Source organism: Mesorhizobium sp. LNJC405B00, assembly GCF_000502615.1.
In the GTDB taxonomy this organism is placed as follows: Bacteria; Pseudomonadota; Alphaproteobacteria; order Rhizobiales; family Rhizobiaceae; genus Mesorhizobium.
On record NZ_AYWC01000004.1, the window covers coordinates 174,722 to 196,739 of the forward strand.

Below are 22,018 nucleotides of genomic sequence, written 5' to 3' on the forward strand. Positions count from 1 at the left end.
CGCGAGGCACCCCCCTCTGGCCTGCCGGCCATCTCCCCCGCAAGGAGGGAGATTGGCAGCTTCGGCGCCGCGCTCATTCAGCAACGTTGAAAATTGGCGAAAGCCGCAGCGACACCTGATCTCCCCCCTTGCGGGGGAGATGGCCGGCAGGCCAGAGGGGGGTGTGCCGAAGCGCTTGCATCGAGGATTGGCCTTAGCCCTATCCATGTTCGTTTCGACTTGCTCCCCCGCCGCCGCCGATCCCCTGCCCGCCGGCTTCGTCCGCCTGGCCGATGTCGATCCCTCGATCCGCCAGGACATCCGCTATGCCGGCCTGGAAAACTTCCTGCATCGCAAGGCCGACGGCTATGACGCGCCGGTCTGCATACTCACGAAGCAAGCTGCGCAAGCGCTGTCCGGTGTGCAGAAAGCGCTCGCCGCCGATGGCCTGACGCTGGTCGTCTTCGACTGCTACCGCCCGGCCCGCGCCGTTGCCGACATGGGCAAATGGACCAGAGAGGGCGGCCCGCCCGATCCGCAATGGTACCCTCAGGTGCAGCGCGGCGACCTCATCGCCACGGGCTATATCGGCGAATTGTCCACCCATTCGCGCGGCTCGACCGTCGATATCGCCATCGCCCGCAGCGACGGCAAGAACAAATCATGCGCCGCTTGCGGCACGGCCGGCGCCGGCACGCTCGATTTCGGCACCAGCTTCGACTGTTTCGACCCGGCAAGCGAAACCGCACATCGCCCATTGGCGGCAGAAGCGGCGGCAAACCGCAAAAGGCTGCTCGACGCCATGCGCGCCGGCGGCTTCAAGAATTATGCGCGAGAGTGGTGGCACTACACGCTTCGGGATGAGCCGTTTCCAAAGCTGCGCTTCGATTTTCCCATCACTGCGGGCTGAACCGCCCGGTGCTACACCGAGCCTTCCCTCACTCGGCCTTGCTTCTGCGGTGTCAGCTCCTAGATAGCGTCAAACCGGCCGGATTTGGGTTAGACCAATATGAGGAAAATATTTCCTTCCGCAACCCAATATCGGCGAAAATTTCCTTCGAGTGGACAAAAAAGGCAACGTTGAATGCATCTTATTTCTATCAATTCGATAGAGTTCAGCCGTCATCAACGGAGGCGGGAATGACCAAACCTCATTTCAAGAAACTGCTCGGCGCACTGGTCGCCACATCGATCCAGTTCGGCACGCTCGGTTTCGCGTTTGCCGATACGACCATTCTGAACGTGTCCTACGACCCGACACGCGAACTCTACAAGGCCTATGACGAAGCCTTCGTCGCACACTGGAAGGCCGAGACCGGCGAGACGGTCACCATCCAGCAATCGCATGGCGGCTCCGGCGCCCAGGCCCGCGCCGTGATCGACGGCCTCGATGCCGATGTGGTGACGCTGGCGCTCGAAGGCGACATCAACGCCATCGTCACCAAGTCGAAGAAGATCAACCCGGACTGGCGCAAGAAGTTCGAGAACAATTCGGCGCCTTACACCTCGACCATCATCTTCCTGGTCCGCAAGGGCAACCCGAAGGGCATCCACGACTGGAGCGATCTGGTCAAGGACGGTGTCCAGGTGATCACGCCGAACCCGAAGACGTCGGGTGGCGCCCGCTGGAACTACCTTGCCGCCTGGGCCTATGCCAACGCCAATGATGGCGGCGACGAGGCCAAGAACAAGGAATTCGTCGGCAAGCTCTACGCCAATGCTCCGGTGCTCGACACCGGTGCGCGCGGCTCGACGGTCACCTTCGCGCAAAAGGGCATCGGCGACGTGCTGATCGGCTGGGAAAACGACGCCTATCTGGCGCTCAATGAATTCGGAGCCGACAATTTCGAGATCGTCTATCCCCCGACCTCGATCCTGGCCGAGCCGCCGGTGGCGATCGTCGACGCCAATGTCGATGCCAAGGGCACCCGCAAGGTCGCCGAAGCCTATCTCGGCTGGCTCTATTCCAAGGAAGCCCAGACGATCATCGCCAAGAACCACTATCGTCCGGCCAAGCCCGAGCTGGTGGATGCGGCTGACATTCCGAAGACGCCCGAAATCAAGCTGATCTCCATCGACGATCCGCTTTTTGGCGGCTGGAAGAAGGCACAGCCTTATCATTTCGGCGATGGTGGTATATTCGACCAGATCTACAAGCCGGCCCAGTAGGATTTAGATCAGGACGACATGACCATAGCACCCGCCAAGGCGGGGTGGCGATTCAGACAGCCGAGTGTCATTCCGGGTTTCGGATTGACGCTCGGCTTCTCGCTTGCCTACCTCACGCTCATCATCCTCATCCCCCTGTCGGGCCTGATCTGGCGCTCGGCAGCCCTCGGCTGGACCGATTTCTGGGCGATCGCCACCGACCGCCGGACCATCAACGCACTCGAAATCAGCTTCGGCACAGCCTTCATCGCAGCCGCCGTCAACGTCGTCTTCGGCACGCTCGTCGCCTGGGTGCTGGTGCGCTACCGCTTCCCCGGCCGCCGCGTCGTCGACGCCATGGTCGACCTGCCCTTCGCGCTACCGACCGCGGTCGCGGGCATTGCGCTGACCACTCTTTATGCGCCCAATGGCTGGATCGGCCATCTCCTGGCGCCGCTCGGCATCAAGGTCGCGTACACGCCGCTCGGCATTGTCGTGGCGCTTGTCTTCATCGGCCTGCCGTTTGTCGTGCGCACGGTGCAGCCGATCATGGAGGAGATCGACAAGGAAGTGGAGGAGGCCGCTGCGACGCTCGGCGCCAACCGCTTCCAGATCATCACCCGCATCCTGTTTCCCGGCCTGGCGCCGGCCATCATCACCGGCTTCTCACTCGCTTTCGCGCGCGGCGTCGGCGAATACGGCTCGGTCATCTTCATCGCCGGCAACCTTCCCTACAAGTCGGAGATCGCACCGCTTCTGATCGTCATCCGGCTCGAGGAGTACAATTATCCGGCGGCCACCGCGATCGCGGCGATCATGCTTTTGCTGTCGTTCGTGATGCTGCTGGTCATCAACCTGGCGCAGTCATGGAGTCGCAAGCGCTATGGCTGACCCCGAGATCAAATCCTACGAACCGCATCACGAGAGCCGGTCGGCGGCGGTGACCGAAAGCCGGCCGGTGCGGCTGCTGCTGATGGCGGTGGCCTTCGCCTTCCTCGCCATCTTCCTGCTGCTGCCGCTGATCATCGTCTTCCACGAGGCGCTGGCGAAAGGCATTGGCGCCTACACGGAATCGCTCTCCAATCCCGATACGCGCTCGGCGATCCGGTTGACGCTGCTGGTGGCGGTGATCGCCGTGCCGCTTAACGTCGTCTTCGGCATTTCGGCTGCCTGGGCGATCGCCAAGTTCGAGTTCAAGGGCAAGACTTTTCTGACCACGCTGATCGACCTGCCCTTCTCGGTCTCGCCGGTCATTTCCGGCCTGGTCTATGTGCTTTTGTTTGGCGCTCAGGGACTGTTCGGTGAATGGCTGAAGGCGCACGGCATCCAGATCTTGTTCGCCGTGCCCGGCATCGTGCTCGCGACCATCTTCGTCACCTTCCCCTTCGTTGCCCGCGAACTGATCCCGCTGATGCAGGAACAGGGCAACGGCGACGAGGAAGCCGCGCTCTCTCTGGGCGCCAATGGCTGGCAGACCTTCTGGTACGTGACGCTGCCCAACGTCAAATGGGGATTGCTCTACGGCGTGCTTTTATGCAACGCCCGCTCGATGGGCGAATTCGGCGCGGTCTCGGTCGTGTCGGGCCACATACGCGGGCTGACCAACACCATGCCGTTGCATGTCGAAATCCTCTACAACGAGTACAACGCCGTCGGCGCTTTTGCCGTCGCTTCGCTGCTTGCCGGCCTGGCGCTGGTCACGCTGGTCTTGAAAACACTTCTCGAGATGCGCTACGGCGCCGAGATCGCCGCGACGCGCGGGCACTGACTAAATGCATGTCGCCCAAGACTGGGAACCGGTTTTGGGACAACGACATGCACCAAATTACTGAGGGATCTACATGGAAGTTCGCGTTGCCAACGTACGCAAGGAGTTTGACCGGTTTCCGGCCCTCCATGACGTATCGCTTGACATCAAGTCGGGTGAGCTGATCGCGCTGCTTGGGCCATCCGGCTCCGGCAAGACGACGCTGCTGAGGCTTATCGCCGGCCTGGAGCGGCCGACGCGCGGAAAGATCTTCTTCGGCGACGAGGACGCCTCGCACCGCTCGATCCAGGAGCGCAATGTCGGCTTCGTCTTCCAGCACTATGCGCTCTTCCGGCACATGACGGTCGCCGACAATATCGGCTTCGGCCTCAAGGTGCGGCATGGACCGTCGCGACCACCGGCGGCCGAAATCCGCCGACGCGCCTCCGAACTGCTCGATCTCGTTCAGCTTTCCGGCCTGGAAAAGCGCTACCCGGCGCAACTTTCCGGTGGCCAGCGCCAGCGCGTGGCGCTGGCGCGCGCCATGGCCATCGAGCCCAAGGTGCTGTTGCTCGACGAGCCGTTCGGCGCGCTCGATGCGCAGGTGCGCCGGGAACTGCGCCGCTGGCTGCGCGAGATCCATGACCGTACCGGCCACACCACCGTCTTCGTCACCCACGACCAGGAAGAGGCGCTCGAGCTTGCCGACCGCGTCGTGGTGATGAGCCAGGGCCGCATCGAGCAGGTCGGCTCCGCCGACGAGATCTACGACACGCCGAACTCGCCGTTCGTCTACTCCTTCATCGGTGAATCGAGCATGCTGCCGGTCAAGGTTGAGAATGGCGAGATCTGGCTCGCCGACCGTCCGATCGGCGTGTCGGCGCCGCACGCACCCGAGGGCGATGCAACGCTGTATTTCCGCCCGCACGATATCGAACTGCTCGACGGCTGCAGCGGCTGCATCGCCGGCACGGTCGCCGCCAGCCGCCGCGTCGCCGGCACAAGACGCGTCGAACTGGAAATCGGCGGCGAGCGCCAGCGCGTCGAGATCGAACTGCCTGTGGACCATCCTGCGGCGCAGAAGAGCCGGGTGGCGTTCAGGCCAAGGCGCTGGAAGCTTTTCCCGGCGGCATAGACATCGATCCGGCGCTACTCCAGCCAGTTCTCGACCGTCAGGCCCTTGATCCGACGGAACTCAGCGGTGTTGGCCGTCACCAGTGTCGTCCCCAACACACAGGCATGGGCAGCAATGAAAAGATCATTGTGGCCGATTGGCTGGCCTCTGGCCTCCAGCTCGGCACGAAGTGCTCCGTATTCGTTATCCATCGGCACATCGAGCGGCAACACAGGAACCTCGGCGAGCAATTGCTCGACCTTGGCGAGCAGCTTGGCCGATCTCTTGCGGGCGCAGCCATAACGCAGCTCCGAGGCGACAACGATGCTGGTGCACAGGGCACCGTCTCCCGCGCGAACCGCCGCACTGGCAGCCTTGCCGGTAGGGTTTCGGATCATGTCGCTGAGAATGTTGGTGTCCAGCATGAACCGCATCAAAAGATATCCTCAGGCCCCACGGGCGCATCATGGATCTCGGGAAAGTCGTCTTCAGGACCAAGCGGCGGCTCTTTCGCCCATTGGGTGAGCAAGGCGGTGAGGCCTGGTTGACGGACCGGCTCGATGATCAGCCGGTCGCCATCGCGGCTGATCAGGACCTTCTCGCCAGGCAGCTCGAATTCGACAGGGATGCGAACCGCCTGACTGCGGTTGTTGCGAAACAACTTCGCCTCCCTGGGGGGTGGTATTGAGTGACGGTGCTGCGGCATGGCAGCCTCCCCTGTCTGTTCCACTTGTATATGCCATTTGTATATGCCACTCGGCCTCGAATTGCAAACCACAGAAAACCCCAACGCATCGGCATTTCGGCTGGAATGAAATTTCGCCGATAACCTGCTTCAGCGATTTCTTTTTCGCTGCAACGCCATACGTCTGCCCCGTGTGCCTCGCAGTACACCCTCCGGCCCGGCTATGTTCTGGCAACGCATTGCACATCGGAGCCTGTGTTCATGAAGCGATTTTTCCTCAGCGTCGCCACTGTCGCCGGCCTGATCCTCGCCTGTTCGCAGGCCTGGTCGGCCGACAAATTGCTCAACGCTTCCTATGATGTCGGCCGCGAATTGTTCGCCCAGGTGAACAAGGCTTTCGTCGCCGGCCATCCGGGCGTCACCGTCGACCAGTCGCACGCCGGCACCTCGGCGCAGGCGCGCGCCATTGCCGAAGGCCTCGGCGCCGATGTCGTCACCTTCAACCAGGTCACCGACATCGACTTTCTGGTCAAGAAAGGCCTCGTCTCCGCCGACTGGCAGAAGGATTTCCCCGACAACGCCTCGCCCTTCTACTCGCTCCCATCCTTTCTCGTCCGCGCGGGCAACCCCAAGCACATCAAGGACTGGAACGACCTCGTGCGCGACGACGTGCAGGTGATCTTCCCCAACCCCAAGACCTCGGGCAATGCGCGCTACACCTATCTGGCCGCAACCGCCTACGCCAAGGAAGCCTTCAAGGGCGACGACGCCAAGGTGAAGGAGTTCGTCACCAAGCTGTTCAACAACGTGCCGATCTTCGACACCGGCGGGCGCGCCGCCACCACCACCTTCGTGCAACGCGAGATCGGCGACGTGCTGATCACCTTCGAGTCGGAAACGCGCGGCATCCGCAAGGAGTATGGCAACGACAAGTTCGAACAGGTCACGCCAACGGTCAGCCTGCTCGCCGAATTCCCGGTGGCGATCGTCGACAAGGTCGCCGACGAGCACGGCAGCCGTGACCTCGCCAAGACCTATCTCGATTTCCTCTACACGCCCGAGGGCCAGACCATCGCGGCTGAAAATGGCCTGCGCGCCCGCAACGCTGAAGTCGCGGCAAAATACAAGGCCGACTTCCCCGATGTCCGCCTGCTGACGGTGGAAGACGTCTTTGGCGGCTGGGACAAGGTACAGAAGGAGCACTTCGCCGCCGGCGGTCTGCTCGACCAGACCTATGGCAGCCGCTGATATCAGCAGCGTTCGACCTCACCTCACAAGAAAGCCGGCGCTTTGCCGGCTATTTTGATTTCGCGCGCCGACAAACGGCTTTCAGGCGGAATCTGTCGCGATCGGCGAAAACGTTACAAAGAATCAACGCCTTTGTGCCTAACATCTCAACCGGGCGGCTTGTTCTACGCGAAACCGGGTTGTTCAGGCGAAACGTCATGATTTGCACACAAACAACCGCCAGATGCGGGTGGTTGGGGTTTTCATGAACTGAAGCGGGCATGCTTACCAAAAAAGGCAAATACGGCCTCAAGGCCCTCGTGCATCTTTCCGGCCTGCCGGTCGGCCAGCTTGCATTCGTCAACGACATCGCGATCGCCAACAACATCCCGAAGAAATTTCTGGATGCCATTCTGGGCGAGCTGCGCAATGCCGGCTTCGTCCTCAGCCGCAAGGGCAAGGAAGGCGGTTATCGCCTCGCCCGGCCGGCTTCCGAAATCAAGATCGGCCACGTCGTGCGCGTGCTGGACGGCCCGCTCGCTCCCATACCCTGCGCCAGCCGCACGCAATACCAGCGCTGCGAGGATTGCGACGAGGCGACCTGCCAGGTCCGGCACATGATGCTGGAAGTGCGCCAGGCGATCGCCGAAGTGCTGGACAATCGCAGCCTCGCCGCCATGCGCGACGCCGACAATGATGATTTTCCGGTCGAGCTGACATCGCAGATCTAAATTAGAGCATGGTCCCGAAAAGTGCGAACCGTTTTTCGGACAAGATCATGCTGAAATGAGAGTCCTCAGACCAGGCCGAGCTTGCCGGCCAGGCCGACGCGCTGGATTTTGCCGGTGGGACCCTTGGGTATCTCCTGGAGAAACAGGATGTGGCGCGGCACCTTGAACTCGACGATCCGGCTGCGCGCGAAATCGCGAATCTGCTCGGCATCGGCGGTGGCGCCCTCGGCCAGCACGATGGCCGCACCCACCTCTTCGCCGAGCATGGCGTGCGGCACGGCGAAGGTCACCGCCTGCGCCACCAGCGGATGATCGAGCAGCACATTGTCGACCTCGAGCGGCGAGATCTTTTCGCCGCCGCGATTGATGATCTCCTTCAGCCGCCCGGTGATCTTCAGATCGCCATCCTCGTCGATGAGGCCCTGGTCGCCGGTGCGGAACCAGCCATCGCTGAAGGCAGCTTCATTGGCCACCGGATTGTCGAGATAGCCATCATGGATGTTGGCGCCGCGCACCGCGATCTCGCCCTTTTCACCCGCCGGCAGGATCGTCCCCTTGTCGTCCAGGATCGTCACCTGCGGACCCGCAGGCAGGCCGACCGAGCCTGGCTTGCGGCGTGCCGGCGGCAGGCCGTTGGATGTCATCTGGTGCGCCGCCTCGGTCATGCCATAGGCCTCGACCACCGGACAGCCGAAGACGCGCTCGAGGTCGCGGAACACGGTGTCGGGAAGCGCTGCCGAAGACGAGCGGATGAAGCGCAGCCGCGCAGCCGCGATGGTTTCGCCATTGCGGGCGGCGCGCGCCAGGATCGCCTGATGCATGGTCGGCACCGCGCTGTACCAGCTCGGCCGGAAATCGCCCAGCCAGCCGTAGAATTTGAGCGGGTTGAAGCCCGGCGTGCAGACAACAGCGCCGCCGACTGCCAGCTGTGCGCTGAGCGCCGCCATCAGCCCGTGAATGTGGAACAGCGGCATCACGTTGAGACACATATCGTTTGCCGACAGCGCCAGGGTGCTGGCGATGTTGGCCATCGATGCCTGCAGATTGCGCTGCCGCAAGCCGACGATCTTCGGTCGCGCCGTGGTTCCCGATGTGTGCAGGACAAGCGCGAAATCGTCGGGTCCGTTGAACTGCATATCGTCGAGGCGAGCCTCGCTGGCAGCCTCCACCTCGGCGTCGCCCGCCAGCAGAAACTCGCCGGCCTTGGCGCCGTCAGTCACGACGACGTCGAGCACCGCAATGCCGAGCCCCTTTGCGGCGTTGCGCGCGGCATCGCCCATGCCTTGTCCGCACAGCAGCAGCTTCACATCGAGATCGCCGAGATAGAAGCGGAATTCGTCTTCGCCGTAAGCCGGATTGAGCGGCGCCGCCGTCGCCAACGCCGAGACCGCCAGGAAACAGGCCGCCATTTCCGGGCCGTTGGGCAAGACGATGCCGACGGCCGTGCCGCGGGCAACGCCACGCCTGGCGAGATCGCCGCAGAGCTTGTCGACAAGATTGGCGAGGCCGGCAAAGCTCAGGGACGGCCGGTCCGGCGCCATCAGCGCCACCGCAGCCGGCCGCCAGGGCGCCAGTTGGGGAAGTGCTACCGATAGGGCCTGTTTCAAGTTCGAACCCTGAATGGCGTTCACCATGGCCTTGCCGGCGCCGATTGCGCGCCCGTGGCAGACGCAGTAAAGCGATTTCCGGACGCACGCAAGAACAGGTGGACACCGATCGGATGAGGCTGCCGTGGTTGGGAAAATCCCGGAAAGCCGACCGGACACCGTCTTCCGCCGTCATTTATCATACGGAAATCATCGCCGACATCCTGGTGCCCGAACGCGCCGAGCATGTCCGCTTCTTCAGCCGCAAGCAGGTCCGCGCCGGCAAGTTGCGCACCTTCAACAACAGGGATTTCCGCGAGCTGCTGCTGGCCGCCTTCTATCTCGGGGTCGCGGCATTGCTGCCGGTCAATTGGTGGGCCGCGATCTGCAGTCGCATATCGGGGCTGCGCCTCAAGCGCCATATCCGCAAGGATTTCGTGCGCTACGCCGCCGCGACGCGCGCCGTGCTCGGCAATGGCATCGATGCGCAAAGGCAGTTCAGGGCCTTGCTCTGCGCCAACCACCGCCGGCGTTTGCTGCTTGCCGCGCATCTCATCGGCCGCCGCTGGTCACCTGATATCCGGCTGGAGGGCCTGGAAGGCCTGCAAGCGGCGCTGAAGCGCGGCCACGGCGCTATCATCTGGTGCGACCAGTTCACGACCCAGACCATCATCGGCAAACGCGCTCTCCATGAAGCCGGCATCGAGACACACCAGCTCAGCGTCAGGGCTCACGGCATATCCGATTCGACCTTCGGCTTGCGCTTCCTGAACCCGCCGATGGTTCGGGTCGAGAACCGTTTCCTGAAAAGCCGGATCGTGTTCGACCGCAACGACGCCTACCAGGTCACCGGCCGGATCCAGAAGATCCTTGGCAGCAACGGCGTGGTGTTGGTGACCAACACGGTGCATGCCGGCTCGACATTCACCGAAGTCGGCCTTGGCGAGAGCGGCTGGACCCACCTGGCTTCGGCGCCGACGAATTTCGCTGCCAGAGGCAAGGCGGCGCTGTTTTCCATGTCGACCTTCGAGACCGATCCGTTCCGCCAATACCGCGCCGTCCTAAGTCCCGAACTGGTGCCGGCCCCGGCAGAGGCCGGCGAGCGCGCGGCCAGAGCCGGCGCCAAGAACATGGCGCTGCAGGCCGAGTATATATTGCTCAAGCGCGACCGCTTGCTGGAGGCGCTGAAACTCTATCCCGAGCAAATGATGGTCTGGTCCGGCGCCGACCGGTTCACCGAACGGCCGGAAACCGCCTTGCCCGACGAGGGTGGTTCATGATTTTGCGCCGGCCAGCAGGCTGGCAACGGCGGTGACGATCTCAGCCACTGGAAGTGTGGCGTCGGCCGTCAGCGCCCGCTCGTCGGCGCCAGGCTGCTCAAGGATGGCGAACTGGCTTTCGACCAGGCTTGCCGGCATGAAATGGCCCTTGCGGTTGGCGACACGCTGCTTGGCGGTTGCGGGATCGATCTTCAGATAGATGAAAACGATGTCCCGGCGGAAGCCGCGCAGACGACCGCGGTAGCTGCGTTTCAGCGCCGAGCAGGCGGCAACCACGCTTTGGCCGCTGCCGGTCAGGTCCGCGATCCGCTCGCCAATGGCATCGAGCCAGCCCTCACGCAGTTGATCTGTGAGCGGCTCACCGCTCGCCATTCGGGCGACGTTTTCGGGCGGGTGCAGCCTGTCGCCTTCGACAAAGACGGCCCCTTCCTCTGCTGCCAATGCTTTGCCGACAGCCGACTTTCCGCAGCCGGCGACGCCCATCACCACAATGGCCCGAGGCACTGAGCCGGTAGCGCCCATTGGCGCCTGTGCCGTCTTTTCGTCCACGGTCAGCGGCTTGCCGGCGCGCGGCCGTAGAGCAGGAGCATGGCAACGATGACCAGGCCATAGACGATCTGCCGCCCCGCCTCCGGCATCTGCATGACCGAGAGTATGGACTGCAGGAGGGTGATCAGAATGACACCGGCGACGGTGCCGAGATAGGAGCCGCGGCCACCCAGGATGGAGGTGCCGCCCAGAACCACGGCGGCGATCGACGGCAGGAGATAGGCATCGCCCATCGATTGCGCCGCCTTGGAGGCATAGCCGGCGAGAAGCACCCCGCCAAAGGCGGACAGCCCGCCTGAGATAGCGAAGGCGATCATCACCACGCGCCTTGTATCGATGCCGGAGAGATAGGCGGCACGCTCGCGGTTGCCGATGCCGTAGACGGTGCGGCCGAAGCTGGTGCGGGACAGCACGAACACCATCGCAGCGCCAATCAGCGCCCAGATGATGACGGCGTTAGGCACGCCAGGAATGGTAAAACCTGTCGCAAGATAGCGCATGGCGCCGGTGGCCGAATCCTGTGGCGAGTAGCCGCCGGTATAAACGACCATGAGCCCTTGCGCGACAGCGTTGGTGGCGAGCGTGATGATCATCGAGGGTATGCGCAGATAGGCGACGCCAAAGCCGTTGACGATGCCGATCAGCACCCCGCAAAAGATGCCGAACGGGATGGCCAGCGCCACACCGATCGGGCCATAGGCGGCAGCCGCACACGCCATCATCGCGCCCGCCGCCACCGCCCACGGCACCGACAGGTCGATTTGGCCTAGCAGGATGACCAGCATCATGCCTGTGGCGATGACGCCGAGGAACGAGGCCACCTTGAGCTGCTGCAAGAGATATTCAGGCGACAGAAAGCTCCTGGAATAGAGGCTGCCTAGGAACAGCAACAGCACGATGCAGGCGAAGGCCGTCAGCACCGCCGGATCGGCGCGGCGGATGAATTTCGGCACGCGGCCGGCGATACCGCCCAATGTCGTTTCGCTCACAGGAACCACTCCAGCCGGTTGCGGACCCGAAACAGCGCAAACGCGCCAAGGCTGACTGCGACCAGCAGGATCACGCCCTGGAACAGCGGCTGCCATAGCGGGTCGAAATCGAACACGAACAACAGGTCACCGATGGTGCGGAAGGCCAGCGCGCCGAAGATGGCGCCGATGGCGCTGCCTTTCCCGCCGAACAGCGAGACGCCGCCCAGCACCACCGCGGCGATCGAAAACAGCGTATAGGCGTTGCCGCTGGCATAGGCTGCATCGCCCGTATAGGTGAAGAAGGTCAGGAACAGTCCGCCGATCGCGGCCAACAGGCCTGCGAGCGCGTAGGCAGCGAACTTGCCGCGCCTTATCGGCACACCGGACATGTAGGCCGCCGTCTCCGAGGATCCGGCCGCATAGGCCGCGCGCCCGAGCACCGAGCGGCTGAACGGTACCCAGACCACGAGCACGACGGCGAGCAGCACGACCAGGCTCGCCGGCACCACGCCCAACAGGCGTCCGGTCAGCGCGTCGGCGAGACCTTCGTTGACCGAACCGCCGGGAAACGGCCTGAGCAGCAGCGCGATGCCGAAATAGACCGCACCCGTGGCGATCGTGGCGACTATCGGCTGCAGGCGGCCGTAGATGACGATGGCGCCGTTGATCGCTCCGCACAGGAGCCCGGTGCCGAGCACGGCGATGACGCCGAAAGCGGTCTCAAGGCCGGTGCCGATGACCACCCAGGAGGCGAGGCAATTGGTCAGCGTGAAGATCATACCGACGGAGAGGTCGATGCCGGCGGTGATCACGACCAGTGTCTGCGCCATGGCGACGAAGGCGAGCAGCACGCCCTTGTTCGACGCCGTCTGCACGACATTGGCGGTGAAGCCCGCCGGATGGTTCGAGGTGTAGATGACGAACATGACAATGAATATGCCGAGTGCCATCAGTGTTCCGCGCTGCTCGGCCAGCCAGTAGCGCCACTCTTTCACGCGTCCGCTCCCTGTCTTGCGCCGGCATCGTCTCTTGCGCCGGCGTCATCGCCGTGGATGTTGAGCGCGCTTGCAATCAGCGCCCGCTCGGTGATCTCGGCTCCGACCAGCTCGCGCTTGACCGCGCCGTCATAGAGCACCAGCACGCGGTCGCAGCAGCCGATCAGTTCGTCATAGTCGGTCGAATAGAACAGGATCGCCGCCCCCGCATCCGCCAGCTTGCGCATCAGTTGATAGAGTTCCTGCTTGGTGCCGACATCGATGCCGCGCGTCGGATCGTTGAGCAGGATGATGCGCGGCTGGCGCATCAGCCATTTGGCGATGACCACCTTCTGCTGGTTGCCCCCCGACAGCGCACCGACCGGAATGTCGAGGCCGGCCGTCTTGATCGCCAGCAGCCCGACCATGTCGTCGATCAGCCGCTGTTCGGCGGCGCGGTCGATGATGCCGGCCTTGGACAGCCGGTCTAGGGCGGCAAAGGAGAGGTTCTCGCGCACCGTCATCGGCAGCATCAGGCCTTCGGTCTTGCGGTCCTCCGGGATCAGCGCCATGCCGATGCGGTCGTCGCGCGCCGCTTGCGGGCTGGCGATCGAAACCGGCTTGCCGTCGATAAGGATCTGGCCGCCGAGGCCGCGCAGCACACCGAAAAAGGCAAGCAGCAATTCGCGCTGGCCCTGGCCGTCCAGCCCGCCAAGGCCGACGACCTCGCCTGCCCCGACGGTCAGCGAGACATTGTCCAGCCGGTCCGTCCAGGACAGCTTGCGCGCCTCCAGCACAGGAACGGCGGCGGCGGCAGCGCGCGCGGGTTTCGGCGGGAAAATATGGCTGTATTCGCGCCCGATCATCAGTTCGACGACTTCGTTGTCGCTCTTTGTGCCTGCCTTGTAGCTGGCGACATTGCGGCCGTTGCGAAACACCGTGCAGTGGTCGGCAAGCTCGGCGATCTCGTTCATGCGGTGCGAAATGTAAAGCAGCGCCAGCCCTTCCGAGCGCAATCGCTTGAGCACGCTGAATATCCTGGCGACGTCCGTCGCGGTCAGCGCCGAGGTCGCCTCGTCGAGGATCAGGATGCGCGGCTTCCTGGCCAATGCCTTGGCGATCTCGACCATCTGTCTTCTTGAAAGCGGAAGATCCTTGACCAGCGCCAATGGATGGATGTCGGCCGCACCTGCGCGTGCCAGCGCATCCTCGGCAATGCGGCGCTGCGCCTTGCGGTCGATCATGCCGAAACGCTTCGGCGGATCGGAGATGACGATGTTGTCGGCAACGCTGAGTTCGGGAACCAGCGACAGCTCCTGGAAGATGCAGACGATGCCGGACTTGTTTGCAGCAGCAGGCGAAGCGAACGTCACCTCGCTGCCGTTCAGCATCATGCGGCCTTCGTCGGGCGCGACGACGCCCGCCATGACCTTGATCAGCGTCGATTTGCCGGCGCCGTTTTCGCCGAGAATGGCGTGGATGCTACCGGCCGAGACCGAAAGCTCGGCCTTTTCCAGCGCCCGCACACCACCATAGCGCTTGGATATGCCTTCCATCCGGAAGAGCGGAACCGCACCGTCCATCGGCCCTCCCGAGGCAGTTTGACTTCAAGGGATATCGAGTGGCCGGCGCCGCGGAGATTCCGCGGCGCCGGATATGCCGCCTATTGGTCAGCCCCTATTGGTCAGCTTTGGTCTGGCCCATAATTTCCTGCGCGGTGAAATTGATGCCGCAGGTCGGGAAGGAATTGCCGACGAAGAAATTGTCGGACTGGTCGGGGAAGAAATCCTGACCGGCCTTGAAGTTCGGATCCTCGACGATCGCCAGTGGCAGTTTCACTGCTTGCGGAACGACGTTGCCTTCGAGCGCGGCAATGGCCGTCTTGATGGCGACCGCGACCTGCGCCGGACCGGTGCCGGCCGATGAGCATTTCAGCCCGTCGCCGGCATGTGCCGCGCAGAACTTGCGGAAACCGTTCTCGGTCTCCCCGCCGAACGGCACGAAAGCATGCTTGGCATCGATCATCGCCTGCACGATGCCGGTGTCGCCGCCTTGCCCGGTGATTCCGTCGAACGGACCGTTGGTGGCAATGGCGTCGGCCGTAGCCTTCTGTGCCACGCCGTCGTCCCATTTGCCGACCACCTCGGTGACCTCCCATTTCTTGCCGGAGGCATCGAGCGCTTCATGGATTCCGTTGTGACGGTCGGTGTCGACGGAAGTCCCGGCAACGCCGCGCACTTCGAGCACCTTGCCGCCATTCGGCACATGGCCGACCAGCCATTTGCCCCACAATTCGCCAAGGCCCTTCTGGTCGACATTGACGTTGATGGCGTCCTTGGTATCGAGAATATTGTCGAAGGCGACGAGGATGACGCCAGCTTCCTTGGCGCGCTTGATGACCGGCCCGAAAGCGGTCGGGTTCTGGGCGTTGACGACGATCGCGTCATAGCCGGAATCGATGAAGTTGTTGATCGCCGAAATCTGAGCCGGCACGTCCTCGCCGGTCGAGACGACCTTGAATTCCTTCAGTTTCGCAGCGACCTCCGGCTGGGCCGCATAGGCCTTGGCGGTCTGCACCATCTGGATGCGCCAGGTGTTGGCGATATAGCCATTGGCGAGCGCGATGCGGTATGGGCCGTCTTTCTTGGGGAACTTGAAGAACTGCGTATCGGCCGCCCAGGGCGCAAAGCAATCCGGCTCAGCCGACGGGCCCTTGACAACTTCCGGGTCGGCCATGGCCGACGAACTCAGCATGACGAATGCAGTGGCGGCAACGATGCCACCAACAAGTGACTTGATCATCGATATTCCTCCCAGTTGTAGTTTTATTTGCTGCTGCTTGTTAATTTGATGCTGTTTGTCGTGGTGTGTTTTCCACGCCTGCCGAAGGCCCTCCAGCCTGGCCGGCGCCACGTCTCAAGGGCCCGAAGCCGGCCCGATCCCCTCCCCCTCGCCGCTTCACAGGCGAGAAACGAAACTAGCATATTATACATAATAAACAAGCATGAGCTGTTGCTTATGTATAATAAACAGGGGCGGCCTTTCATCAAAACGTCTGCCCGACGAAAATGGTAGCGCTACCATGACGTTGTGTAAAGCACCATTTGCTGAGGCCGGCCAAAGCGTGTTCAACGTGCGGTGCTCTCGCGGGGCTTGAGTTCGAAACCAAGATCGACGACCCGCTGCTCAGGCCTTCGTCCTGCGATCGCCGCCAGCGCCATGGCGACAGACCGACGGCCGATTTCATAGCGAGGGGTGCGGATACTGGTGAGCGGCGGGAACGCCGCCTGCATCATTTCGAGGTCGTTGAAGCCGACAATGCCGATTGTTTTCGGCACGTTGAGCGCGGCGCTATGGCATTCGAACAAAACGCCGAGCGCGATGTCGTCATTGTTGCAGAAGACGCCGTCGAGCGCCGGCATCTTGGCCAGCGCATCGCGAAGCAGCTCGCGGCCGAGCGTCACGCTGGACAGTAGCGGCGTGGTGGTGACCAGCCGCGGGTCGAACAGGCCGGCCTTCTCCATTGCCGCGCGATAGCCGGCAAGCCGCCGCTGCGAGCGCGGGTCCATGCGTGCGCCGATGAAGCCGATCCGCCGGTAGCCCGCCTCGATCAGATGCTCGGTCGCGGTGCGGCCGCCGTCGAAATGCGAGAAGCCGACCAGCATGTCGACCGGATCGGGCCCGGTCTCCATCACCTGCACCACCGGGCAGCCCGCGCTCTCCAGCAGCTTTCGCGAGGTCGGCGTCTGGTCGATGCCGGCCACGATCAGCGCCGCCGGGCGCTGCGGTGCGAACACCTGCAGCAGGCGCTCCTCCTCGAGGCCGGAATAATGGGTGTTGCCGAGCTGGACGCGGAACGGGCCGTCCGACAGGCTGTCATAGATGCCGCGCACCACTTCGGCGAAGACGTTGTTGGTCAGCGACGGCACCAGCACGCCGAACACATCGGCGCGCGCCGAGGCCAGCGCCCGTGCATTGGGATCCGGGACATAACCGAGTTCGTCGACGGCGGCCTGGATCTGGCGCCGCAGATCCTGGCTGACGCGTTCCGGTTCGCGCAGCGCCCGCGACACGGTGATGGCGCCGACGCCGGCCTTGCGCGCCACATCTGATAGGGTCGGGCGGCCGCCCCCACGACGCGAGCGCGGCTTGGTCATGGACATCCTCCACATGCCGGGCCCCGGCCGCTGCGCCCTTGCGAAACCATGTTCAGCTTTTCCACTGCCACCATGCCAACCGGCTGCTGCCGCACCCACTCGCCTGCTGGCGTCGCGCAGCCAATCGCCCTTGTCAAGCAACAGGGCAATCCTGCCTAATTAAGCCATCAGGGCAGCACTGCGTTTTGCTTTCCACAGCAGCAGCCCGATCGCCACTATGTTCAGCAAGTTCCACGCGATCCCGTTGAGGAACGCGGCGGCGTAAGAGCCGGTCAGGTCGTAGATCCAGCCCGACATCCAGCCACCGATCGCCATGCCGAAGATGGTCGCCATCATGACGATGCCGATACGCTGGCCGGCCTCCCTGGCGGGCAGGTATTCGCGCACGATGATGGCATAGCAAGGCACGATGCCGCCTTGCGACAGGCCGAACACCAGCGACACGACATAGAGCGAGGCAAGCCCGTCGAACGGGATGTAAAACAAAAGCGACAGGCATTGCAGCACGGAACCGAAAAGCAGGGTTTTCACGCCGCCGATGCGGTCGGCGACAAAGCCGGAGGCGAGCCGGCTGACGACGCCCGCCGCCATCATGATCGACAGCATGTCGGCGCCATGCGCAATGCCGTAGCCAAGATCCATGCAATAGGCGACGATGTGCACCTGCGGCATCGACATCGCCACGCAGCAGCCGAGACCGGCAACGATCAGCAGCACCTGTAACGCCGCCGGAGACAGCGAAATCGACTGCACTGTCCGGCTTCCGGGTGAACCGGCGGCAGCCGCCGCCGGAGCAGCGCGCCGCAACAACAGCACCAGGGGCACCATGGTGACCAGGCAGAAGACACCGATGCCGGCATAGGTGAAGCGCCAGCCCTCCGCCTTGATCAGCGTCGGCATGATGGTTGGCCAGAGCGCTCCGGCGAGATAGTTGCCAGCCGCCGCCGCCGTGACGGCGACGCCGCGCCGACGGTTGAACCAGTGCGAGATGTCGGCGATCAGCGGCCCGAAGATCACCGATGTGCCGACACCAATCAGCACGCCCTGGGCAAGGGTGAATTGCAGGATAGAGGTCGACAACGCGGCGAGCAGCAGGCCGGCGGCGAGAGCCACCGAGGATAGCAGTGCCGGGATCCAATACCCCATGCGATCGACCGCGCGGCCAACCAGCACATTGCCGGCGGCGAAGCCGACCATGGTTGCGGTGTAGGGCATCGATGCCGCGGCGCGGTCAACGCCGAACTCGGCCTGCACGGCCGGCAGCACGACGACGACGGCCCACATGCCGACCGCACCGATCGTCGCCAGCAGCATGGAGATGGCAAGCCGCATCCAGGCGTAGCTGCTGTCGATGCCGGGGCTATCCGCCTGATTGGCGACGATCGGGGTCAAGGCGTTTCCTGTCTACGGTCCTGGGAAGTCGACCGTTGTGTCGCCACTATCGGCGCATTCACCGCGACGGGCAGCGCCACAGGGCCATGATCCGTGGCTCCAGCGGCCCGGCGACTTTCTCGGGAACCGGCGGCGGCCTGCCCGAGTTTTTGCGACAGGAAGGAGTTTTGTCATGACCGCGAAAAAGAAATGGTCGGCCGAGGTGACCGAGCACAGCGATGCGATGGACCTCGAGGACCACATCTTCGAAGCCGACGACGCCAGGAAGATCGCGGCCTCGCTCAAGCGCTCGGCCGAGCACAGCGACCGCCGCAAGGCCGAGCCGTTTCAGTCGGCCATGTCGATGCTGAATTTCTACATCAACCGCGCCGGCAAGAACCTGCCGCAGGCGCGCCGGAAAGTGCTCGAGGACGCCAAGGACGAACTGCGCGCGGCCTTCGGAAGGCCGCAGCAGGATTAATGCATGTCGCTCAAAAGTGGCGCCGGTTTTGAGACAACGACATGCATAAAACGAAGACATAAAGCGCGTCGACTTAGTCCGTTCAAACGGGAAGCGCTTTTAGCGCTCCCGATTGGTTCTGCCAAATTTACCTCAACTGGACCTAGTGACAGGTCCTCTTTCCCCTCAGTTTGCCGGCCTCGGCTTTGTGGTTCCCCGAGCCTTTGAAGTAGCGGCATGACGGTCAAGATCGGCATCAATCCAATCACCTGGAGCAATGACGATGTTCCCGCACTCGGCGGGGATACGCCGCTCGCGACATGTCTGTCGGAAACCAGGCAGGCCGGCTATCGCGGCACCGAACTCGGCGGCAAATTCCCCAGGCGAAGCGACGAGCTTGGACCGATCCTGTCTTCTTACGGACTGGAGCTCGTCTCCGGCTGGTATGACGGCCGCATTCTGGACCGCACGGTCGACGAGGAATTCGCCGCCATCACCTCGCATCTGACCCTGCTGCGCGACCTCGGCGCCAAGGTCGTCGTCTATGCCGACACCTCGCGCGGCCGTCATGACGGCATTTTCGCGCCGATCTCACAGCGTCCGCGCCTCGCTGACGGCGAATGGACTGCCTATGGCGAGAAGCTGACCGAACTCGCCGACCGCATGGCTGCCTTCGGCGTCGGCATGGCTTTCCATCACCATATGGGCACCATCGTCGAGAGCGATGACGAGGTCGACAGGCTGATGGCCGCAACCGGCAAGAGCGTCGGCCTGCTGTTCGATACCGGCCATTGTCTGTTCTCAGGCGGCGACCCGGCCTCCCTCCTGAACCGGCATCTCGACCGCATCGTGCATTTCCATTGCAAGGACGTCCGCGCGGCCGTGCTGGAGAAGGCACGGCGCGAGGACATGAGTTTCATGGCGGCAGTGATGGAAGGGATTTTCACTGTGCCCGGCGACGGTTCCGTCGATTTCCTGTCGCTATTGAAGCCGCTGGCCAAGCGCGGCTTCGAAGGCTGGATCGTCGTCGAGGCCGAACAGGACCCGGCCAAGGCACATCCCTTGACCTATGCCACGAAGGGCTACGCCTCGCTTCTCGCCACGGCCCGCAAGGCCGGGTTCGAGGTGGCTACACGAGACATGGCCTGACCACCGCCGGGGGGCTGGTGGTTGGGCCGGTTGGGCGCGCGCCTCGGTAGGGGTAGCGACGCGAAAGCGCCCGGCGATCCGCGCCGCCGCCCTCCCTTGGCGGCGCGGATCGCACAGTTCTTGGCATCGAATTTTCGACCCCGGAGTTGCCGGCCCGGCGTTTCCAGCTTGAGGCTGGCGACGAGGCATGCCTTGATGCGGATGGAGGAGCGACATGGCATTCGAGGCGGCACTCGGCATGGAACGGCTTTGCACCATCCGTGAGATCGCCGAGAAGGCGGAACTCGGCGCGGCAACCGTTCACCGCGCGCTGAAGAACAGCCGTGAGGTCCGTCCCGCAACCAGACGGCTGGTGCTGGAGACTGTCTGCCTGCTTAACGATGAAAAGATCGCCCGCGCGGCCCGGTTCGTGGGAGACTAGGTTTGGGCGACCACATGCGCCTTTCCCTCGACATCATGTCGGTCGACCGCGCCTCGGACGAACCGATGCACCGGCAGATCTACGGCGCCTTGCGGCGTTTCATCCTCGACGGCCAGATCCAGCAGAACACGCTGTTGCCCTCGACCCGCTCGCTGGCCGAGGACCTCAAGGTCGGCCGCAACACGGTGATCGCCGCTTACGATCAGCTGCTTGCCGAAGGTTTCATCGAGGCGCGCGCCGGCTCCGGCACCTGGGTTGCGCCGATCCAGCAGAAGCGCCCGCCGGCCTCGCTGCGCGCCGGCCTCGCCGCTCCGCAAAAGCTCTCGCGGCGCGGCCAGACCATCGTCAACGGTCCGCAGCCGCCGCGCAATGCCGGCGTCATCAACTTCCATCCCGGCGTGCCGGAAACGGCGTCCTTCCCCTTCACCATCTGGTCGAGCCTTCTGGTGCGCAATGCGCGCAGCCGTGACGAGAACCTGCTCGGCTATCTCTCCTTTGCCGGCCATCCCGGCCTGCGCCAGGCCATCGCCTCGACCATCAGCCTGTCGCGCGGCATCAACTGCACAGCCGACCAGGTCATCATCGTCACCGGCGCGCAGGCGGCACTCGACCTCGCCTCGCGCGTGCTGATGGATGAAGGAGACCACGTCTGGATGGAGGAGCCGGGCTATCTCGGCGCCAAGAGCGCCTTCCTCGCCAGCGGCGCCCAGCTTGCGCCGTTGAAGGTCGACCGGCAGGGCTGGCATCTGTCCGACCCCGACCTGCCGCCGCCCCGGCTGATCTATGTGACGCCGTCCTGCCAGTGGCCGTTCGGCACCATCATGCGCATCGAGGAACGGCTGCAGCTGCTCGACATCGCTGAGCGCCACGGCGCCTGGATCGTCGAGGACGATTATGACGGCGAATACCGTTTTCGCGGCCGGCCGGTGCCGGCGCTACGCGGTCTGGATCATGCCGACCGCGTCGTCTATATCGGCTCCTTCGGCAAGACGCTGATCCCGGCGTTGCGCATCGGTTATCTCATTGTGCCGCGCGAACTGTCGGTGCCTTTCGACCGCGCCGTCTCCATCACCGGCCAGTTCGCGCCGCTGATCCTGCAGGCCACGGTCAACGACTTCATCACGCAAGGCTACTTCGCCACGCATCTGAAGCGCATGCGCCGGCTCTATGCGCGCCGGCAGGCCAATTTCGTCAAGCTGTGCCAGGAGCATCTGGCCGAATGGCTGGCCGTGACCGAGAACGATTCCGGCATGCAGCTGCTGGCCAGTTTCACAAGACCCTACAAGGACAGCGACGTCGTCGCCGCCGCCGTCAAGGAAGGGCTCGACGTGCAGGGCATCTCGATCAACTACCACTCCGGCGAGCCGGAACACGGCTTGCTGCTGGGCTATGCCGCCATGGACGAACGCCAGATCCTGCGCGCCGTGCTGGCACTGCGTGCTGCCTTCATGCGACTGGACCGGCAGTAG

At 63.6% G+C, this 22,018-nt stretch carries 22 protein-coding genes; 12 read left to right on the forward strand and 10 right to left on the reverse strand.

Annotated elements, in window-relative coordinates; genetic code table 11:
* The first annotated feature begins 205 nt into the window (after nt 1-205).
* From X756_RS19340 to X756_RS155415, 5 genes are all read left to right on the forward strand, one after another.
* A complete protein-coding gene (locus tag X756_RS19340) occupies nt 206-889 on the forward strand; it encodes a M15 family metallopeptidase (protein WP_023729396.1) in 684 nt (227 codons plus the stop codon).
* 230 nt (nt 890-1,119) lie between these two features.
* Nucleotides 1,120-2,148, forward strand: a complete 1,029-nt coding sequence (locus X756_RS155430) for a sulfate ABC transporter substrate-binding protein (protein WP_023673082.1) — start codon at nt 1,120-1,122, stop codon at nt 2,146-2,148.
* An 18-nt stretch (nt 2,149-2,166) separates the two neighbouring features.
* A complete protein-coding gene (cysT, locus tag X756_RS155425) occupies nt 2,167-3,018 on the forward strand; it encodes a sulfate ABC transporter permease subunit CysT (RefSeq protein ID WP_023687973.1) in 852 nt (283 codons plus the stop codon).
* The gene (gene cysW, locus X756_RS155420) at nt 3,011-3,895 is read left to right on the forward strand and encodes a sulfate ABC transporter permease subunit CysW (RefSeq protein ID WP_023687972.1); all 885 of its coding nucleotides are present in this window, start codon (nt 3,011-3,013) and stop codon (nt 3,893-3,895) included. The genes cysT and cysW overlap by 8 nt, the downstream gene beginning before the upstream one ends.
* Nucleotides 3,896-3,968: 73 nt before the next feature.
* Nucleotides 3,969-5,009, forward strand: coding sequence for a sulfate/molybdate ABC transporter ATP-binding protein (locus X756_RS155415; RefSeq protein ID WP_023673079.1), 1,041 nt, complete (start codon nt 3,969-3,971; stop codon nt 5,007-5,009).
* Between the two features lie 14 nt (nt 5,010-5,023).
* Here X756_RS155415 and X756_RS155410 read toward each other — a convergent pair whose 3' ends face one another.
* The gene (locus X756_RS155410; RefSeq protein WP_023705604.1) at nt 5,024-5,422 is read right to left on the reverse strand and encodes a type II toxin-antitoxin system VapC family toxin; all 399 of its coding nucleotides are present in this window, start codon (nt 5,420-5,422) and stop codon (nt 5,024-5,026) included.
* Nucleotides 5,422-5,694 (reverse strand): AbrB/MazE/SpoVT family DNA-binding domain-containing protein, encoded by a 273-nt coding sequence (locus X756_RS155405; protein WP_023682213.1) that lies wholly within the window; start codon nt 5,692-5,694, stop codon nt 5,422-5,424. Before X756_RS155405 ends, X756_RS155410 begins: the two co-directional genes overlap by 1 nt.
* Before the next feature lie 240 nt (nt 5,695-5,934).
* Between X756_RS155405 and X756_RS155400 the strand changes: the two genes are divergently transcribed.
* Entirely contained in the window at nt 5,935-6,921 is a 987-nt protein-coding gene (locus tag X756_RS155400) for a sulfate ABC transporter substrate-binding protein (protein WP_023707711.1), read from the forward strand.
* Nucleotides 6,922-7,181: 260 nt separating this feature from the next.
* Nucleotides 7,182-7,631, forward strand: coding sequence for an Rrf2 family transcriptional regulator (locus X756_RS155395; RefSeq protein ID WP_023673075.1), 450 nt, complete (start codon nt 7,182-7,184; stop codon nt 7,629-7,631).
* 65 nt (nt 7,632-7,696) lie between these two features.
* Here the strand turns inward: X756_RS155395 and X756_RS155390 are convergent, their stop codons facing one another.
* Nucleotides 7,697-9,265 carry an acyl--CoA ligase gene (locus X756_RS155390; RefSeq protein ID WP_023690804.1) on the reverse strand — a complete coding sequence of 523 codons (1,569 nt, stop codon included), beginning with the start codon at nt 9,263-9,265 and terminating at the stop codon, nt 7,697-7,699.
* 86 nt (nt 9,266-9,351) lie between these two features.
* Here X756_RS155390 and X756_RS155385 point away from each other — a divergent pair, with 86 nt between their 5' ends.
* Complete coding sequence (locus X756_RS155385; protein ID WP_023729397.1) at nt 9,352-10,497, forward strand: hypothetical protein; 1,146 nt, start codon at nt 9,352-9,354, stop codon at nt 10,495-10,497.
* Here X756_RS155385 and X756_RS155380 read toward each other — a convergent pair.
* From X756_RS155380 to X756_RS155350, 7 genes are all read right to left on the reverse strand, one after another.
* Entirely contained in the window at nt 10,492-11,046 is a 555-nt protein-coding gene (locus tag X756_RS155380; RefSeq protein WP_023729398.1) for a gluconokinase, read from the reverse strand. The two genes, X756_RS155385 and X756_RS155380, sit on opposite strands and share 6 nt — an antisense overlap.
* A gap of 2 nt (nt 11,047-11,048) precedes the next feature.
* Complete coding sequence (locus tag X756_RS155375; RefSeq protein ID WP_023696194.1) at nt 11,049-12,035, reverse strand: ABC transporter permease; 987 nt, start codon at nt 12,033-12,035, stop codon at nt 11,049-11,051.
* A complete protein-coding gene (locus tag X756_RS155370; protein ID WP_023729399.1) occupies nt 12,032-13,012 on the reverse strand; it encodes an ABC transporter permease in 981 nt (326 codons plus the stop codon). Before X756_RS155370 ends, X756_RS155375 begins: the two co-directional genes overlap by 4 nt.
* Complete coding sequence (locus X756_RS155365; protein ID WP_023729400.1) at nt 13,009-14,574, reverse strand: sugar ABC transporter ATP-binding protein; 1,566 nt, start codon at nt 14,572-14,574, stop codon at nt 13,009-13,011. The genes X756_RS155370 and X756_RS155365 overlap by 4 nt, the downstream gene beginning before the upstream one ends.
* Before the next feature lie 94 nt (nt 14,575-14,668).
* The gene (locus tag X756_RS155360; RefSeq protein WP_023705611.1) at nt 14,669-15,793 is read right to left on the reverse strand and encodes a sugar ABC transporter substrate-binding protein; all 1,125 of its coding nucleotides are present in this window, start codon (nt 15,791-15,793) and stop codon (nt 14,669-14,671) included.
* 326 nt (nt 15,794-16,119) lie between these two features.
* On the reverse strand, nt 16,120-17,148 hold the full coding sequence (locus tag X756_RS155355; protein WP_023682222.1) for a LacI family DNA-binding transcriptional regulator: 1,029 nt from the start codon (nt 17,146-17,148) through the stop codon (nt 16,120-16,122).
* A gap of 159 nt (nt 17,149-17,307) precedes the next feature.
* A complete protein-coding gene (locus tag X756_RS155350) occupies nt 17,308-18,480 on the reverse strand; it encodes an MFS transporter (protein ID WP_050589244.1) in 1,173 nt (390 codons plus the stop codon).
* A 232-nt stretch (nt 18,481-18,712) separates the two neighbouring features.
* Here X756_RS155350 and X756_RS155345 point away from each other — a divergent pair, with 232 nt between their 5' ends.
* The 4 genes from X756_RS155345 (at nt 18,713) to X756_RS155330 (ending at nt 22,018) form a co-directional block, all read left to right on the forward strand.
* Nucleotides 18,713-19,000, forward strand: coding sequence for a DUF3175 domain-containing protein (locus tag X756_RS155345; protein WP_023673065.1), 288 nt, complete (start codon nt 18,713-18,715; stop codon nt 18,998-19,000).
* 216 nt (nt 19,001-19,216) lie between these two features.
* The gene (gene iolE / locus X756_RS155340) at nt 19,217-20,128 is read left to right on the forward strand and encodes a myo-inosose-2 dehydratase (protein WP_023729403.1); all 912 of its coding nucleotides are present in this window, start codon (nt 19,217-19,219) and stop codon (nt 20,126-20,128) included.
* Nucleotides 20,129-20,342: 214 nt separating this feature from the next.
* Nucleotides 20,343-20,549, forward strand: a complete 207-nt coding sequence (locus tag X756_RS155335; RefSeq protein WP_023729404.1) for a LacI family DNA-binding transcriptional regulator — start codon at nt 20,343-20,345, stop codon at nt 20,547-20,549.
* A 14-nt stretch (nt 20,550-20,563) separates the two neighbouring features.
* Complete coding sequence (locus X756_RS155330; RefSeq protein WP_023729405.1) at nt 20,564-22,018, forward strand: PLP-dependent aminotransferase family protein; 1,455 nt, start codon at nt 20,564-20,566, stop codon at nt 22,016-22,018.